The following is a 15,803-nucleotide window of genomic DNA, read 5'->3' as shown; positions in this document are numbered from 1 at the left end:
TCGTTTTTATCTTTTGGAGGAATTTCTGTTTATCTTTCTTGAAGAACTTGAGATTTTTTTAATAAAAGAGTAACATACGGAAATGGACGTCATTGCGCGGTATCCTGAGTTTACTCTGCTCTCTTTTGAAGCCGCTGCTGCGATTAAACCCGATTTGCAGCTGCTGAGCGACGGTATGTCGGAATTAACAGTCGGGAGTTTGTATTTTTTTAAAGATTTTTATCAATATAAAATAAGCAGATATAATGCAGGATCGTATATTATTAAAGGAGAAGAACGCGGTCAGCAGTTCTTTTTCACAATAGGGCAGGCGCCGCCAGTGTCTCTTATAACGGAGCTTTATGCCGGCTGCTCATACTGGAAGGCTATTTCTGAGCCGTTTTTGAAGGTACATACGGATATTTTTCAAACACTTGGGACAGAGCCTGAGGAAGATCGGGATAATTTTGATTATTTATATACCCGTCTTTCTTTAAGTACCCTATCCGGTAAGCAGCTGCATAAAAAAAAGAACCATGTAAACGGTTTTCTCAATAATTATCCTGATTTCTCTATAAAACCATTAGATAATCAAACGCGAGGCGATGCCTACAAAATTTTAGATAGATGGGCAGCAGAACAGGAAAAGGTGCAGGAGACTGATTTTCAGGCAGCGCAACTTGCTCTTGAGGCTCCCTCATTGGATGACTTTACCGGGTTAGTGGTATATGTCCAAGAGATACCGGTCGCATGGTGTTTGGCAGAGCTTATAGCTCAAAATACCATCGCTGTTGTGCATTTTGAAAAAGCCCGCACGGATTTCCGCGGAAGCTATCAATATATCAATTATGCCTTTGCCCAATCACTACCCGAACACGTAGTGTACATTAACCGTGAACAAGACTTGGGGGATGAGGGGCTGCGTCACGCAAAGATGAGTTATAAGCCGGAGGGATTTGTAAAAAAATATCGGCTGGACAAAGGAGCTTTGACTGTATGAAATTAGTCAGTACCCGAAACAATCATCAGGTTGTATCCTTTAAACAGGCAATCTTTGATTGTATGCCTGCCGACGGCGGTCTCTATGTGCCGTATTCCGAACATGATCTGCGTTCATGGATATTGCACATGAATGAACAGACTGCCTTTTCTGCAATAGCCGGTTCGTTGACTGCTGCATTGCTCAAAGAAGAGATTAGTCCTGTTATTTCCGAAAGGATTGCCGCTGCTGCCTTTAAAGACTTTAGTCCGCGTCTGCGTCAGCTGGATGACCGCCTGTTTTTACTGGAATTGTTCCATGGGCCCACCGGTAACCATCGGGATTTCGGTTTTTTATGGCTTGCCTCTGCTTTGGAACATCTGTTGACCATGGATGAAAAGCAGGCAATCGTGATTGCTTCCAGTACCGGTGCAGGCGGTAGAAGTATGGCGGCTGCTTTTGGGAACAAAAAACATCTCAAACTGATCATTCTCTACCCAAAAGGTTGTGCACGAGGGCTTAAACCGGAACATCTTGTCCAAAACGGCGGATCCGTGTATCCGGTAGAAGTTGATGGGGACAATGCAGACGTAGAAAATCTTATCAGATTGATTTATCAAGAACGGAATATCATTGAAAAATATAACCTAACCCTTGCCAATACTGTCAACATCGGGCGTATTCTGCCGCAAGTATTTTTCTACATGTTTGCATTTACCCGCATTAAAACCAGAACGGCTGGAGAGATTTTTTATGCCGTTCCTTCCGGCAATTATGGCAACCTTGCAGCAGGCTTATATGCTTGGAAGTTCTGTCTGCCGGTCAACGGGTTTATCACCGATGCAACACCGGCATTAACCTGTGATGATGCAGGGCAGTGTTGTTGTATGGCTTCCTCCGTTCCTTTGGCGGAACGAGGTCATGCAGATGCTGCGGTTCCGTCTAGTATTGAACGGCTGGAACAGATATTTTCCGTTAGCCCTGCCGTGATGAAGTCTATTATTTTTCCGGCAGCAGTGTCCGATCAAGAAGCGGAAAATCTTATTCGGCTATCCTATAAACGCTACGGTATTATGTTCGATACGGCAACAGCCCATGCGTATGCAGCGGTTCAAAACCGGAATATGTTTAAACGGCAGGGTGTTGAGTCGCTGGTATTGGTATCTAAAGATCATCCTGCTTTTGAAAGTGATATCTTAAGCAGAATATGCGGTGAACCGCCTATCATCCCTGAATATTTACATGGTATAGACACCCCTCTTCAAAATGTCCCCCTGATTACGGGTAGAAAAGAAGAGTTAATCCATATTTTAAACTTAGTAAAAGAGGTACAATAATGGCTTACAAATTAGACGGTGCAAAATTTCCCACATTGGAAGATTTGGTAGAAGCGCTCTACCCCCTTTACGCAGACAAAATGAGCGAAGAGGACTTTAAAAAATACGCAGAAGCTAATGCGGAAAAGAGTTGAAATAGCTCAATACATCTCTAAAAACTAAAACCGTATCATTAAAGATATATCGATTAATCTTTTAGATGATTAATCATTTGGAGACACTGATGAATTTTTACCATATACTCACCAAAAGGGGCATTATGCCGATTTTGTGGTATGGCGTTGCTGTTATTGCAGCTCCGTTTCTCTTTGCTGCGCAAAAGCCGTTAACGCAAGCTGCTCAGGGAACGTTTTCCGGGGATTATGTTATCTATCGCGATTATTCATGGAAAAGTCCAACATGGATTGGGTTTTTATACTATGATGATGAAACGTATGGGACATTTATCCATACACCGGATAAGAACAGTACTGTCTCAATTCTTTTCAGCGGTACAGCGGAGGGGACAAAGCTTAGCCTAACCGGGCAGCAAATTATTTCACCGATTACACCGGATGACACTTTTGCCGTTAATTATTTGATGACGCTTCTTCCTAAATTATATGAAGTAGGGACGTTTCCGCGTCCTAAGGATGAAGTCTACGGCGCTGCGGCGGTACAGGCGCATATAGAAGAATTCGGCGGGGCTGTTGATTTACGGTTTCAATCTTTTGTGCCGCTATTCCATCTTACATCAATGACAGGCGCTAAAAAAGAACTCATTTTAGAATTAACGGAGATTGGAACCATCCAAGGCAGCTCAGAAGCCTCCTTCTACGGATATTCTCCAGCAGAACCAAAAACAGCTGCCGCTGCTTTCAAAGCTGATAAAAAAGCACAAAAAGAAACGGTTTCTGTCTCCGGTATTCCCCTTTTGTTGGATAGCCAGTGGAAAAAAATAGCAGATAATTCGTTTTTATGCGGAAATACCGCTTTTTTAACGGTCAGCTCAATAGCGCTGCCCCCGCCGGAAAACAGCAGCTCCTTAACCCAAACGGAACAGTTGATCCGCATACTGACAGGTTCAAGTCAATATGCAAAGGTATTGCTGCCGTATACCGTTATCACCGGCACAGCTGATACGTTTACGCTTACGCAGTCGGTATATGATGTTGAATCCAAAAAAGTCAGCAAGGATATAAAGCGCTGCATCAAAAATAAAAACGGCACTATTACGGTGATCAGTCTTACCGTGGAAAGTTCTGCATACCATGCGGAGCAAGCATATTTTGACCGTTTATTCCCATAGAACACTCAAGCCGATTCCAATGAGCGGGAATATACTAAAGACCAGAAAGAGGACGGGATAACCGGCATAATCGATAATGTAGCCGCCGGTCATACTGCCGATGACGTTCGCGATACCGTTTGCTGCGGTAAAAAACGTCATCGCGGTAGCGGTTCTCCCCCGGCTATGTGCAGCGCAGAGCAAAACACCCAGCGGGTAAAACAATCCGAAACTGATTGACTGTAAAAGCTGCCCGATAATAGCTCCGCTTATGCCGGGTATAATAATGTAGCAGATATTCCGGATTACCATGCTGACTAAACAGACAATGATCAACTGTTTCTTCCTAAACCGCTGCATCAATGTGCCGGAGATAATCATAATAGGAATTTCCGTCATTGCCGATAGCGCCCATAGCCCCGCAGATGCATCAATATTGAGGTATTCTTCAACATAGAGCGAAAAGAAGCGCTGGCTGGGCACAAGTCCGATAAAGCCGAGAAACATCAGCAGCAGACATTCCCAAAATGGACGAGGGAAGGAAACTGCTTTCAATTCTTTTTCAACATATTCTGCTGCTCCGGCTGTATGTTCTGCTTCTGAATCCCGCTCCGGCGGCGCAGTACGTACCGTCCGGCGTAAACCAGGGGTAAGCGGGAGCATAACAACAAGGAGCAGGGCTGTACAACTAATAGTAAGGATAACCGAAAGCGGGTGTTTGCCTGAAATAAACGGAGTAAATTGCAGAAAGAGGTTGAGACAAACAAAACCTACAGACCCGATCGCCCGTATTTTCCCATATTGGGTATTATTTGATCCGAGCTCCTTCGCGGTAAAACCGTCCAACACCGGTACAAAGCCCTTATACCCCACAGAAAACAGCGCGAGGCAAACCGCAGTAATTAGAAAAGAATGAAACCGGTACACCGGTAATAAAAGCAGCGCAACATCAATCCCCAATAGCGCCATCACTATGCCGTACCGCCCGGTTTTATCAAGATACGGGGTAATAAGAAAAGGAACAAGACTCCCCACAACTTCCATTACTCCCAGCAATATCCCAATATCCGAAGCGGAAAAGCTCAGCGCCCGCAGTGTAAGCGGCAAGTAGCTATTGACGATCGCATAAATCGCAAATAACAGAAAATAGGGCAGTCCCCGTCTCAATATAATACTCATAACTGCTGCTTATTCGTTCCGGCGGCTTTAAGCATTCCGCAATGTATGCAGCAGCTTCTGCTTCATGTTGGATAAGGTATGGGTAAGCGATACCTTGTAGATGTGAGGATTGAGCAGGCGGCGGGATGTAGGATGCAGGCATTCCAACTGCTGCGCCGTCCGTTGATGCATATCCTGCAAGGTCTCTTTTGTGCCGGCGTATACCCCCTTGTTGATTTTTAGATGCAGCAGCTCCTCAGCTTTTGCCGCCTTAAACGAAAAACTTTGATAATCATTTAAGGGATGGTAATAGGTAATTGTAGAGCCTGTTGTTATTTTTTCATCATGAAGCCCGATAATATCCGCCTTAAAAAAGCCGTCTTCATCACACAGCCGCCATACCTGCTTGATTCCCGGATTGGTGATTTTTGCAGGATTGTCCGAAATTTTCATTACCGGTTGCCATGTTCCGTCATCAGTCTTGTGTGCTGCCAGCTTATACACACCGGTGAAAGAGGCTTCCTGTCCGCCGGTTACCATGTGTGTTCCAACACCCCATGAATCAATCGGCGCCTTGTTTAAAATCAGCGATTCGATGATCTCTTCGGTTAATTCATTGGAAATAGAAATTTTTGCCTCCGGTAAGCCTGCCGCATCCAGCCGCTTTCGGACTTCAGTGCTCAAGTACTGCATATCTCCGGAATCCAGCCTTACCCCAAAGTTCTTTCCCTTGGCTTGCAGCTTTTTTCCAACCTTTATCGCTGCCTCAATGCCGGAGCCGAGCGTATCATAGGTGTCAATTAAAAATACTGATTTATCCGGATAGATAGCAGCATACTGTTCAAATGCTTCTTCTTCGCTTGGAAAGGACATAACCCATGCGTGAGCCATCGTGCCCATAACCGGTATATTATAGAGTTTTCCCGCCAGTGCATTGCTTGTACCGGCAGCTCCTCCGATAATAGATGCCCGGGTTGCGCTCATTGCACCGTCCGGTCCCTGCGCTCGCCTGAGTCCGAATTCCATAATGGAAGATTTGCCGGAAGCTAACCATATACGGGCTGTTTTCGTTGCTATCAAACTCTGAAAATTGATGGTATTAAGAATGAGCCCTTCCAGCAATAATGCTTCGATAATCGGGGCTTCAATACGGAGAATCGGCTCTGATGAGAAAATCAAACTGCCTTCATCCATTGCCCATATTGATCCTGAAAACCGAAATCCCTTGAGATAGTTCAAAAAATCATCATCAAAAAGATTCAGACTTGCAAGATAGGCAATATCGGACTCTTCAAAATGGAATGCTTGGACAGCTTCTAAGAGCGGTTCCACTCCGGCAAGCACTGCATAGCCGCCCTTAAACGGATTCCGTCTAAAAAACATGTCAAACACACAGGGTCTATTATTTTGCCGTTTAAAATACCCTTGAGCCATCGTTAGTTCGTAGAGGTCTAAAAAAAGCGCATTGGTTATCATTGTTTTTCTTCCTTTGTGTATAATTATGCTTATATGCTAATTGTACCTCTAAAAACTTCTGTTTTTAGAGATGCCTTGATTACCTTCTAGTGTAATTTACAGCGGAAATCGCGTCCGTACCAGTTGCCGGATTTCTTCCGGGCAGTCTAAGCTGCACGCTGCATGGTATAAGGCTTCGGCATCAGAGAGTCTGATTGCGGCAATCCGCTGGGCAATCTCCGGTATCTTTTGCGGACTCATACTGAAACTGCGTAAGCCCATACCCAGCAAAAGCGGAACAGCATCCGCATCGGATGCCATTTCACCGCACATAGACACAAAGCTGCCGTGCGAATTGCCGGTATGGCGTAATAGCGGCGTTGCTTCTATTACGTGCCGTATGAGCCGCAGTACTGCCGGGTGAAAGCAGTCTGCTAAATGTGCAACGGTTTGATTTTCCCTATCTACTGCCACCGTGTATTGAATAAGGTCATTCGTTCCAATAGAAAAAAAGTCAACAGCCGGTGCATACAGCTCCGCAGCAATCGCAGCGGAAGGAACTTCAACCATAATACCAAGCGGAATATCTTTCTTGTACGGGATATGCTGTTGTTCGCATTCCAGCTCAAGCTCTTTGATAAGCGCCTGCACTGCGCTTATTTCTTTCTTGCAGGAAATCATGGGGAGGAGAATATGCAGATTTCCGGTACACCCAGCCCGCAGCAGTGCCCGCAGCTGTGTTTTAAAAATCGTGGGACGGTCTAAACAATAGCGGATGGCTCGCCACCCCAGTAATGCATTCCGTTCCGAAAGAGTTCTCTGTTCTTCCAGCATTTTATCGGCGCCGGCATCAAAGGTACGGATGAGTACGGGCTTTGTTCCCATCTCCTTTAATACCGTACAATAGGCTGTGTACTGCTCTTCTTCACTCGGCAGAAGGGCTTTACCTAAAAACAGAAATTCCGAACGAAAGAGTCCGATACCGGCGCTCTGTTGCACTAGGGAGTCTTCAATATCTTCGGGAAAGGCGATATTTGCACTAATCCGCACCGGAACTCCGTCTGCTGTGTATACGCTCTCATAACTTTGCGCCGGGCAGGAAACCGGGGCATCCTCTCTATTTTGTATACGGATTTGTGTTTGCTCATCGGGTTCCAATATGAGCAGCTGCTGTGTTGCATCCAGAACTGCATACATACCATCCTGCACAGCTTGCATCAATCCCGAAACAGCAACCAGCATCGGGATATTCCATGCCCGTGCCATAATGGCAATATGGCTGGTAACCCCGCCTTCTTCTATAACAATTCCCCGCGGTGCAAGTCGTTTGATTTCGAGGGCTTCTGATGGTTTCAATATTTGTGCTGCAAGTATAGCGCCGGGCATGATGCCGCCAAATCGGGATTGTGTTTGTTGCTGTTGCGAAGTTAAATATGCAAAAACCGGTTCATAGGCATCACGAATATCAATAGCCCGTTCAGAAAGGTAGGTATCGCCGGAAGCTGTCATAGCGATGATCAGCTCATCAAGTTTGCGTTTTAATACATACTCCGCATTCATCATTGATTCTGTAATTTCTGTATAGACACTTTCTATAAAGACCGCATCGACCAGCATCACCCGGTGTGTTTCTAAAATAGTCTGTTCAGGAGATTCTGCACGGATATCCGTTGTCAGCTGTTCGGTCAGAGCTAAAGACAGCTGCGTCTGCGCTGCCGTCAGGGCTTTTTTGAGCCGGTCTTTCTCCGCTTGAATATCAGCAGAGTCGATCGCATAGACCGGTATTGCTTGTGCCGCCGTATCAGGAATACATGCAATAATGCCCGCAGCTGTACCTTTGCAAGCGGATAAACCAGTAAATCGCTTCATAAAAGCATTATAGATAAAATAAGAGATTTTGCATATATGATAGAGGACACATACAGATATTAAGGATATATTAAAAAAAGAAAGCAGAAAAAGCGGTCCCTACGGGAATCGAACCCGTCTTTTAAGATTGAGAATCTCATGTCCTAACCGATAGACGAAGGGACCAAAAGCGATGTAGGTTGATCTACTAACAGGAAAGCGCTAAAAATACCTCTTTTTAGCGCTTTCTGAACTATTCCCCAGGGAGGATTCGAACCCCCACAAGCAGAACCAGAATCTGCGGTGCTACCATTACACAACCGGGGAATGCTGATGGATAATATAATAGCATAAAATTATCAGATGTGTCAAGCCAATGAACGGCAAGAGCACGAAAGATATTAACCCTGTTCGGAAACTTCCGTTTCTGAACAGGCTACCTTGAAATGCGATGTTCTAAATCGTGCTATTTGCGCGATTGAGAACTCGTCGACCTATTCGAAAACGCAGTTATCGAATAGGTCTATTCTCTTCCAGTAAAGAAGCCGCCATTGTTTTTTGCAAGCGGGTTTTGTGCTCTTGTTGTAACAAAAAATACCCTCTTGCATAAAATATTTTTTTTTGCTATAGTATTTTTATTGTTTATCGGCGCCGTGCCCAAGTGGTAAGGGAGAGGTCTGCAAAACCTTCATTCATCAGTTCGATTCTGATCGGCGCCTGTTTTCTTTTTAAACTTCTGAATATCCGGCTTTTATCAGTTCATATCTTTTTCTAAAGTTCCGTCTGAATTTTCATTTTCTTGATGCTGTGTGAGGGCGGCTGCAACCACCTTATGCGCACAACACCTCTGACACTTGGCGTCGGGGGTGTTGATTTCTGAAAAATACCGGTTAGAGGAATAGAAATAACGTTTTATACTCCATGAGCATCCTACTTATTCTGATTGCAGACCGGTTGAGACGTGCTTCTATGCTTTCATTAGCGCTGAACCCGTCCTGAAGCATTACCATTGGCAAGCAGCTTTACCTCATCGACCGAAACCGCGTTAAAGTCTCCTTCGATTGAATGCTTTAAACAAGATGCTGCCGTTGCAAACTCTATCCGATCCTGCGGTGCATAGCCCTTGAGCGCGGCATAAATAAGCCCCGCTCCAAAGCTGTCGCCGCCGCCTACCCGGTCAACAATCCGGACAGCATATTTGTTACTATAATAAGCAGTACCGTTTTCGTACAGCAGCGCAGACCAGTTGTTATCGCTTGCAGAAAGAGACTCCCGTAAGGTGATGGCTACCGTTCTAAAGCCAAAACGCTGGGTTAGAGCTGCGGCGACTTCTTCGTAGCCTTCCCGGTTGAGTTTGCCGGAATGTATATCCGTATTGTGAGATACAATACCGAATACATCGGCTGCATCTTCTTCATTTGCAATACATACATCGACATATCCGCAGAGTTCCTGCATTACTTCCCGGGCTTTTTCTTTTGACCACAGCTTTTTGCGGTAGTTAAGATCGCACGAGACTGTCAGCCCGCGTGCTTTGGCAGCCGCACACGCTTCCCGGCACAGCTGCGCCGTTTTAGCGCTCAGCGCTGGGGTAATGCCGGTAAAGTGGAACCATGAAGCCCCTTTGAATATTTCGTCCCAGCAGAAATCCGCCGGCTCTGCTTCGGAAATTGATGAGGGCAGCCGGTCATAAATCACTTTTGACGGACGCTGGGACGCTCCTTTTTCCAGATAATAAATACCAATCCGGCTGCCCCCGCGGGCAATATGTCCGGTATGCACACCGAAACGGCGCAGCGCATTTACTGCCGCTTGTCCGATTTCATGTGCAGGGAGCTTGGTTACAAAGGATGCATCAATCCCGTAGTTTGCAAGCGAAACAGCAACATTCGCTTCGGCACCGCCGTAGGTAGCTCCAAATGTTTCCGTCTGCACAAAGCGGGTATATCCCGGCGGTGCAAGCCTGAGCATAATTTCTCCAAAGGTTACAACGCGGGGATGTTCAGGGTAAGAAACCGGAGCGGCGGTTTTTTTTGCTGCTTGTGTACGGTGGGCAGCCGCCTCAGGCTCCTCTCCCGTTGCGGGGTTTTGCGGCGTTGTCTGAGCGCAGCTGTCTGTATGCTGCAATGCGCGGATTTTTTTCGCAGCAGCGGCGGTCAATGCGGTTATCTGTGTAAAATCATGTGCGGTGATAAGCTCTTTGGGAAGCATCCAGCTTCCGCCGCAGGCAAGAATTGCCGGATGCTTGAGATACTGGAGCAGATTTTGTCCGTTAATGCCGCCGGTGGGAATAAAGCGTACTGACCGGTAAGGTGCTGACAGCGCTTTGATCATCGGTAAGCCGCCAAGCGCTTCAGCTGGGAAGAATTTAAGCACGGTTAAGCTGTACGCAAGCGCCGCCTCTATCTCTGTCGGAGAAGATACACCGGGAACTATCGGCAGTTTCCGCTCAAGACAAAACTCCACCACTTTGGGATTAAACCCCGGACTGACAATAAATTGGGCACCGGCTGCTGCGGCGCGTTCAGCTTGTTCAACCGTCAGCACTGTACCGGCTCCCACCAACATATCAGGGAATGCTGTGCGCATCTTGCGGATAGCTTCTGCGGCAGCATCTGTTCTGAAGGTTACTTCCGCACAGGGAAGCCCTCCGTCTATCAGCGCCTTTGCAACCGGCTCAGCATCCGCCGCATTATCCAGTACCGCAACCGGTATCAATTTTATTTTTTCCAGTTGTTCAATTATTATCATATATTCTCCTAAATATAGTTTACCTAGATACTCGCATTATGCAACAGTATTAAAAAATAAACCGTAAGGATGATATGTTTTAATCGCCGGGTAATTCGATGCTCTTATCTGACGGGATAAAATAAGTAGGCAGCCGTAAATTCCTCCTCTTACACCTTAAACTTACCTACCTCCCGAACCAGCAGTTCAATCGTGTCTTGGTTACGGAGGCTGATGCTGTTTACTTCCTGCATAGCAGTGGAAATCTCTCCGGCATTCGCATTCATCCGATTCATTGCAGTATCAATAGTATTGGTAATCTCACTCAAAGAGGCTAAAACTTCCGCTGCTTTACTGCTCAAATGCATCATACCGCTTGAACCTTCTGAAACTTCAGCAGTAATTGCCTTGATTGTTGCAATATTTTGCAGCATCCGTGCGCTATTTGTATTCTGCGCCGTCATTGCCTGCATAATTCCATCTTGTTTTTGCAGCACCGTATCGGTTAATGAAAAGGCTTCTTCAAAAATATGTTCTACCGCAACAGAATCTACAGCGATTGTATCAATTTTCTGCTTTAAGTTTTTCAGCGCTGCGGTAATATTTTTTCCTTGCATCGCAGAGTCTTCCGAAAGTTTCCTAATTTCATCAGCAACAACGGCAAACCCCTTTCCCGCTTCCCCGGCATGAGCCGCTTCTATTGCCGCATTCATTGCCAATAAATTCGTCTGCGCCGCAATATGCTGAATAACATCGCTTGCTTCCAATAAGCTTTCGGACTCCGTACTCATTGCCTGCGTAACCTTGGCAATACCCGCAGCGGAACTCCGCGTCTGTGTAGATTTTGCCGCCAGTTGTTCAATAAAGTTTTTGTTCTTCGCAACCGTTTCCGTTACCGATTTACTATGTTCAGCCATTTGGTCTATCGAAGCCGCCGCATCAGAAATCTCCGCCGACTGCTTTTTAATATCGGCATCAAGCGTATTGATTGCTGAGCTTATCTCTTCAATAGCGGCAGCTGTCTCGTTCACACGGGTATACTGTTGAGCGCTTTGTGTCCGTACCTCTTCGATTGCTGCTGCAATATGCGTTACCGCCGTAACGGATTTATCCACATTTTGCGTCATATCCTGTCCTACCGCCTTCATTACCGCCGTACTATTTCCAACCGACTGTACTGCATGCGCAATTTTTTGAATCGTCTGATTAAAGTAATCGGCAATATCGGTCAGCTCATCATTTCCCTGTACCGGCAGCGACACCGTTAAATCACCATCTCCTTGAGCAATCTCCCGCAGCATACCGGATGTTTGCTTAAGCGTTCGGGACATCTTCGCCGGAATAAGTAAACTCACTACAATAATAAACAGCATCAATGCAATAAGATAGGGCATCAGATTTTTTATCACCATACCGGTGAGCCTATTTGCATACGTGGCAGGAATAATAATGCCAAGCGTCCATTGCGGCGAGTGCGGAATAGGGCTATATACCATAAAATACTTTTCCCCCTGCTTGGTAAAGGTGCGTATGTTTTCAACCCCATTAATCATATCATTGCCAATCGCAGTCATACCGGTAAAGCCCTGCTTGTCCAGCTCCTTAATATTCAGCTTCATCACTTGTTCAACATCAGGATGCGCAACAAAAACCCCGGCATTATCCACAATGACCCCATATCCGCTGCCGCCGATATTTATTTTTTCCGCAATGCCGGAAATCGACGTACCGTCAACCCCGGCAATCATAATCCCTTGATTTTTTCCTGCCGCATCGTGTATACCATGCCCAATAATAATCAGCGCTGCATTGGTAGTCGCCCCCACAAAAGGATTCGTAATGTAGTGATCCTGATTTTCATAGATAATCGGCTTAAAATACGGCAGCGGACGGGCATCCAAATACTTTCCCTTCGATGTCCAGCCTTCTCCGCCCGCTTTTACATACGCTAAAAAAAGATACCGGGTGTCAGCCATTCTGTTATACGCCTTAATCAGCAGCGGCTGAATAATATTCCAGTCATCAGACTTCATCTCATCCGTTTCCGCATACGCCTTTAGCATATTATTCGTTCCCGCAAGCCACTCACCAATCTCGTCCGCTTTCCCGCGCGCAATCGTTTTGATATTTTCTATTTCTTCTGCTGCAACGGTTTTATTCACCCGTATATGCACCACCGCAAGAATAAGCCCAAAAGAAAACACAAAAATGCCAATCAGAATAATTCGCAGCCGCATTCCGATACTAGATCGGCGTTTTCCTCCCTCGCCCCGTTCTTGCAGCTGCTTATCAGCCTTATTTGTTATCATGTCAAAACCCCTATAATGTTATATATCCTAGCGTTAGAGATATTTTACTATAGTTTTGCTGTGCTTACAAGGTTAAAATCAACCCGCACGATTAACCCGCAAAGAGGTTTATCTTCCGGTGTTCTGCATTTCATTTGCTGATGATAATGGGCGTTTCCCGTCTCAGCCAGCATCTGCTCCAGCCGGGCAGATACTGTCCAAGACAGGCCGGGCTATCCGCTTGTATCTTTTTATTGCTACTGTCAACACACGCAGCGCTTCTCCTCACGTCGAAGGCTGCAGCCGATTCGTATCAGCAAGAAAAAGGATACCGCTTCTATCCCTAACGCGGGGGCAAACAACCGATGCGGCATTTTGTGTAACACTTCGCACGGAATAAGCAACCCTGACGCAAGCGGCGGGGTATTAAATCCTCGCACGGAATGCAGGCGATTTGCAAAAGGAAGCTTTTTCCGTATAATAGCCGGATAATGAGTAATCACACACCTTTTTACGAAAAATTTGTTAAACAGCCTGCAAAGCCGCGCGCCGCAGGCAGGGATGAGAGCCAATCCCGCAAAGAAAAAACACGCAACCATACCGCATCGGCAGCAGTGCCGCCGCCTGTCCGGCATACAGGTAAGCGGAATATTGCATACCGGTTCGGCACACCGGTGTTTTCTCCGCTCGCTGCCGAAGCTAAAAATATTTTAGACCATTTTCCCGACATCTTAGCGCAGGTATTACCGCTTGATTCGCAGAAAAAACAACAGCTGCCGCAGCATATTCAAGCGCTCTTCCACGAATTAACCGACGAGCGCAGTAGTAGAAAAACGCATTATCTGAATAACCCGGTTAAACTTTCCGCATACACACATTACTATGTATGGTGGAACTTGGTACGGTTGGTTAAGCTGCTCAACAATATTGAACTGCCGCTCAAAAATGGTGACTATGCTGCGGATTTCGGTTCCGGCCCGCTTACATTCATCTGTGCGCTTTGGATTGCAAAACCGGAGCTGCGGACTAAAGAGCTGACATGGTATTGCGTGGACATTTCGCATAAAGCGCTGAGCTTTGGGGAAGAACTCTTCTTAGCTCTTTGTGCGTATACGGGGAAAACCGGGAAAAGAACCGGTACTGCGGAGACCCCGTGGCGGATTAAAAAGGTATGCGGCGCATTCGGTGCACCGCTAAACGAAAAGCTCTCCTTAGTAACTGAAGCGAATATGTTTAATGAAGTGTTTTGGAATAGCCCCCTCTCGCTTGATGAGCAGGCAGATAAAACACGGGAGCTTCTTATGCGTTATTTGCAGCCGCAGGGTGCTGTCCTACTCATTGAACCGGGTATACCGCTCGCCGGAGAGTTTTTAAGTCTTGTACGGGCAGAACTCTTGCAGGAAGGCTTTGCAGCTGTGCAACCCTGTCCTCACGGTCAGCTCTGCTGTTTTCCCAATAGAGATACACGGGAGCGTGCTGCCGGCGTACCGATTGCAGCGCATAAATGGTGTCATTTTACCTTTGAAACAGACGATTCCCCTCAGAACCTGCTCAAACTTTCCGAAGCTGCTCATCTGGGAAAAGCGCGGGCAAGTTTGAGCTTTATCTTTTGTTCAGCGGATAAGGATGCCGGGCGGAATCCGGCGGCGCTCTCAGGCTCGGCAAACACGCAGCCTGCATCCGATGCGCAATACCCGCTGCCGGCTTTCGGGGCAGCAGAAAGGAGGACTGCACAGCAGCAAAGCACACAGCAGCAAAGCACACAGCAGCAAAGCGGCATACCGGTGCGCATTTGTTCAGATATTATCATACCGGCACCGCAAACCCTCGGCAGATATGCGTGTTCGGAAAAAGGCTTTCTCCTGCTTACCACCCCAGCACACAAGGATTCCGTACTCAATGCAGCAGTGTCCGGCACGCTGCTTATGGTACCGGAAGCAGCCATACAGATCAGCCGCCGCGATAAAAAGACACACGCCGTGCTGGTACCGCTGGAATAAGGGACGCATATCAGTTTAGATGCAGCCTTACAAAAATTCCATCATTCGGTAACATATACAGTGATGAAAGACGGCATTTCCGATATGTGTTGTATGAACAATGACTATCTTATGGAGGAATTACAGGCGGAAGATATACACAAGAAGTAGAGAGCCGGTTGCGCCGGATAAGGAGAGGAGCAGTTACTTATCCGCAAGGCTCTCCAGCCATGCCGCTAACTTTTCTTCATAGCGCGGAAAATTCTGCCGCCCCCATTGTGAACAACAAAAATCGGTTCCGGCTATTCTAAAGTTCCTCCAGTAGCGTGCATAACCTGCATTATCGAAGCAGTTCCTCCAGTCGGTTTGCAGCAAAGCGTAACTGATACCGAATGTTTTACTACAAAAATCCTTATCAAAGCGAATCTTCGTTTCATACTACAACTCCTTTTTACCAATTGGTAATGTGGAGTCAACGGGTACTTGCCTTAATTGCCCATTAACATTAGCCACTACCCATCAGTTTAGCGCTTCGACTTCCGCTTGGGAAAGACCTGTCATTAGGCAAATTTCTGCTACCGGATAAGCTCGTTGACGCATCAGCCGTGCTGTTTCGAGTGCTTTTTGCAGAGAACCTTGAGATATTCCTCTGGCAAAGGCTATTTTACCTGCTTCTTCTCTCTGTATTGCAATATCCGTGTCATAGTCATATTCGGCTATTAACAATGTTTATTACCTCCTCTCTTTTGAAAATATATGGCGCATCTACTGCGTCGCATCATC

General features: G+C 46.3%; 11 protein-coding genes and 3 tRNA genes. 6 read left to right on the top strand and 8 right to left on the bottom strand.

What is annotated here, in order from left to right; genetic code table 11:
* The first annotated feature begins 82 nt into the window (after positions 1-82).
* The 4 genes from ACTTJ8_RS00965 to ACTTJ8_RS00950 all read left to right on the top strand — a co-directional run bounded on the left by ACTTJ8_RS00965 (position 83) and on the right by ACTTJ8_RS00950 (position 3,583).
* Positions 83-979 (top strand): DUF2156 domain-containing protein, encoded by an 897-nt coding sequence (locus ACTTJ8_RS00965; RefSeq protein WP_442715203.1) that lies wholly within the window; start codon positions 83-85, stop codon positions 977-979.
* Positions 976-2,295: a pyridoxal-phosphate dependent enzyme gene (locus ACTTJ8_RS00960; protein ID WP_442720076.1), complete on the top strand. Its 1,320-nt coding sequence runs from the start codon at positions 976-978 to the stop codon at positions 2,293-2,295. Before ACTTJ8_RS00965 ends, ACTTJ8_RS00960 begins: the two co-directional genes overlap by 4 nt.
* Entirely contained in the window at positions 2,295-2,429 is a 135-nt protein-coding gene (locus ACTTJ8_RS00955) for a hypothetical protein (RefSeq protein ID WP_442715201.1), read from the top strand. The genes ACTTJ8_RS00960 and ACTTJ8_RS00955 overlap by 1 nt, the downstream gene beginning before the upstream one ends.
* An 89-nt stretch (positions 2,430-2,518) precedes the next feature.
* Positions 2,519-3,583 (top strand): DUF7954 domain-containing protein, encoded by a 1,065-nt coding sequence (locus tag ACTTJ8_RS00950; protein ID WP_442720075.1) that lies wholly within the window; start codon positions 2,519-2,521, stop codon positions 3,581-3,583.
* Here ACTTJ8_RS00950 and ACTTJ8_RS00945 read toward each other — a convergent pair.
* From ACTTJ8_RS00945 to ACTTJ8_RS00925, 5 genes are all read right to left on the bottom strand, one after another.
* On the bottom strand, positions 3,572-4,741 hold the full coding sequence (locus ACTTJ8_RS00945; RefSeq protein ID WP_442715199.1) for an MFS transporter: 1,170 nt from the start codon (positions 4,739-4,741) through the stop codon (positions 3,572-3,574). The two genes, ACTTJ8_RS00950 and ACTTJ8_RS00945, sit on opposite strands and share 12 nt — an antisense overlap.
* A 27-nt stretch (positions 4,742-4,768) precedes the next feature.
* A complete protein-coding gene (locus ACTTJ8_RS00940) occupies positions 4,769-6,196 on the bottom strand; it encodes a nicotinate phosphoribosyltransferase (RefSeq protein WP_442715198.1) in 1,428 nt (475 codons plus the stop codon).
* 96 nt (positions 6,197-6,292) lie between these two features.
* Positions 6,293-8,044 (bottom strand): phosphoenolpyruvate--protein phosphotransferase, encoded by a 1,752-nt coding sequence (ptsP, locus tag ACTTJ8_RS00935; protein WP_442720074.1) that lies wholly within the window; start codon positions 8,042-8,044, stop codon positions 6,293-6,295.
* Positions 8,045-8,137: 93 nt separating this feature from the next.
* Positions 8,138-8,209 (bottom strand) — tRNA-Glu (locus ACTTJ8_RS00930).
* Between the two features lie 70 nt (positions 8,210-8,279).
* Positions 8,280-8,350, bottom strand: a tRNA-Gln gene (locus ACTTJ8_RS00925).
* Between the two features lie 320 nt (positions 8,351-8,670).
* On the opposite strand from ACTTJ8_RS00925, the gene ACTTJ8_RS00920 reads away from it, so the two are divergent.
* Positions 8,671-8,742 (top strand) — tRNA-Cys (locus tag ACTTJ8_RS00920).
* A 259-nt stretch (positions 8,743-9,001) separates the two neighbouring features.
* Here the strand turns inward: ACTTJ8_RS00920 and ACTTJ8_RS00915 are convergent.
* Both ACTTJ8_RS00915 and ACTTJ8_RS00910 read right to left on the bottom strand, forming a co-directional pair.
* On the bottom strand, positions 9,002-10,774 hold the full coding sequence (locus ACTTJ8_RS00915; RefSeq protein WP_442720073.1) for a KHG/KDPG aldolase/sugar kinase fusion protein: 1,773 nt from the start codon (positions 10,772-10,774) through the stop codon (positions 9,002-9,004).
* 149 nt (positions 10,775-10,923) lie between these two features.
* Entirely contained in the window at positions 10,924-13,062 is a 2,139-nt protein-coding gene (locus ACTTJ8_RS00910) for a methyl-accepting chemotaxis protein (RefSeq protein ID WP_442720072.1), read from the bottom strand.
* Between the two features lie 470 nt (positions 13,063-13,532).
* Between ACTTJ8_RS00910 and ACTTJ8_RS00905 the strand changes: the two genes are divergently transcribed.
* Positions 13,533-15,041, top strand: a complete 1,509-nt coding sequence (locus tag ACTTJ8_RS00905) for a small ribosomal subunit Rsm22 family protein (protein ID WP_442720071.1) — start codon at positions 13,533-13,535, stop codon at positions 15,039-15,041.
* A 498-nt stretch (positions 15,042-15,539) separates the two neighbouring features.
* Here the strand turns inward: ACTTJ8_RS00905 and ACTTJ8_RS00900 are convergent, their stop codons facing one another.
* Positions 15,540-15,746 (bottom strand): hypothetical protein, encoded by a 207-nt coding sequence (locus tag ACTTJ8_RS00900; RefSeq protein WP_442720070.1) that lies wholly within the window; start codon positions 15,744-15,746, stop codon positions 15,540-15,542.
* Between the last annotated feature and the right edge of the window lie 57 nt (positions 15,747-15,803).

It is taken from the genome of Treponema sp. (assembly GCF_052169735.1).
Taxonomy (GTDB): Bacteria; Spirochaetota; Spirochaetia; order Treponematales; family Treponemataceae; genus Treponema.
Note: the sequence above shows the minus strand (reverse complement) of the source record. Positions and strands in the feature narration are given on the sequence as shown.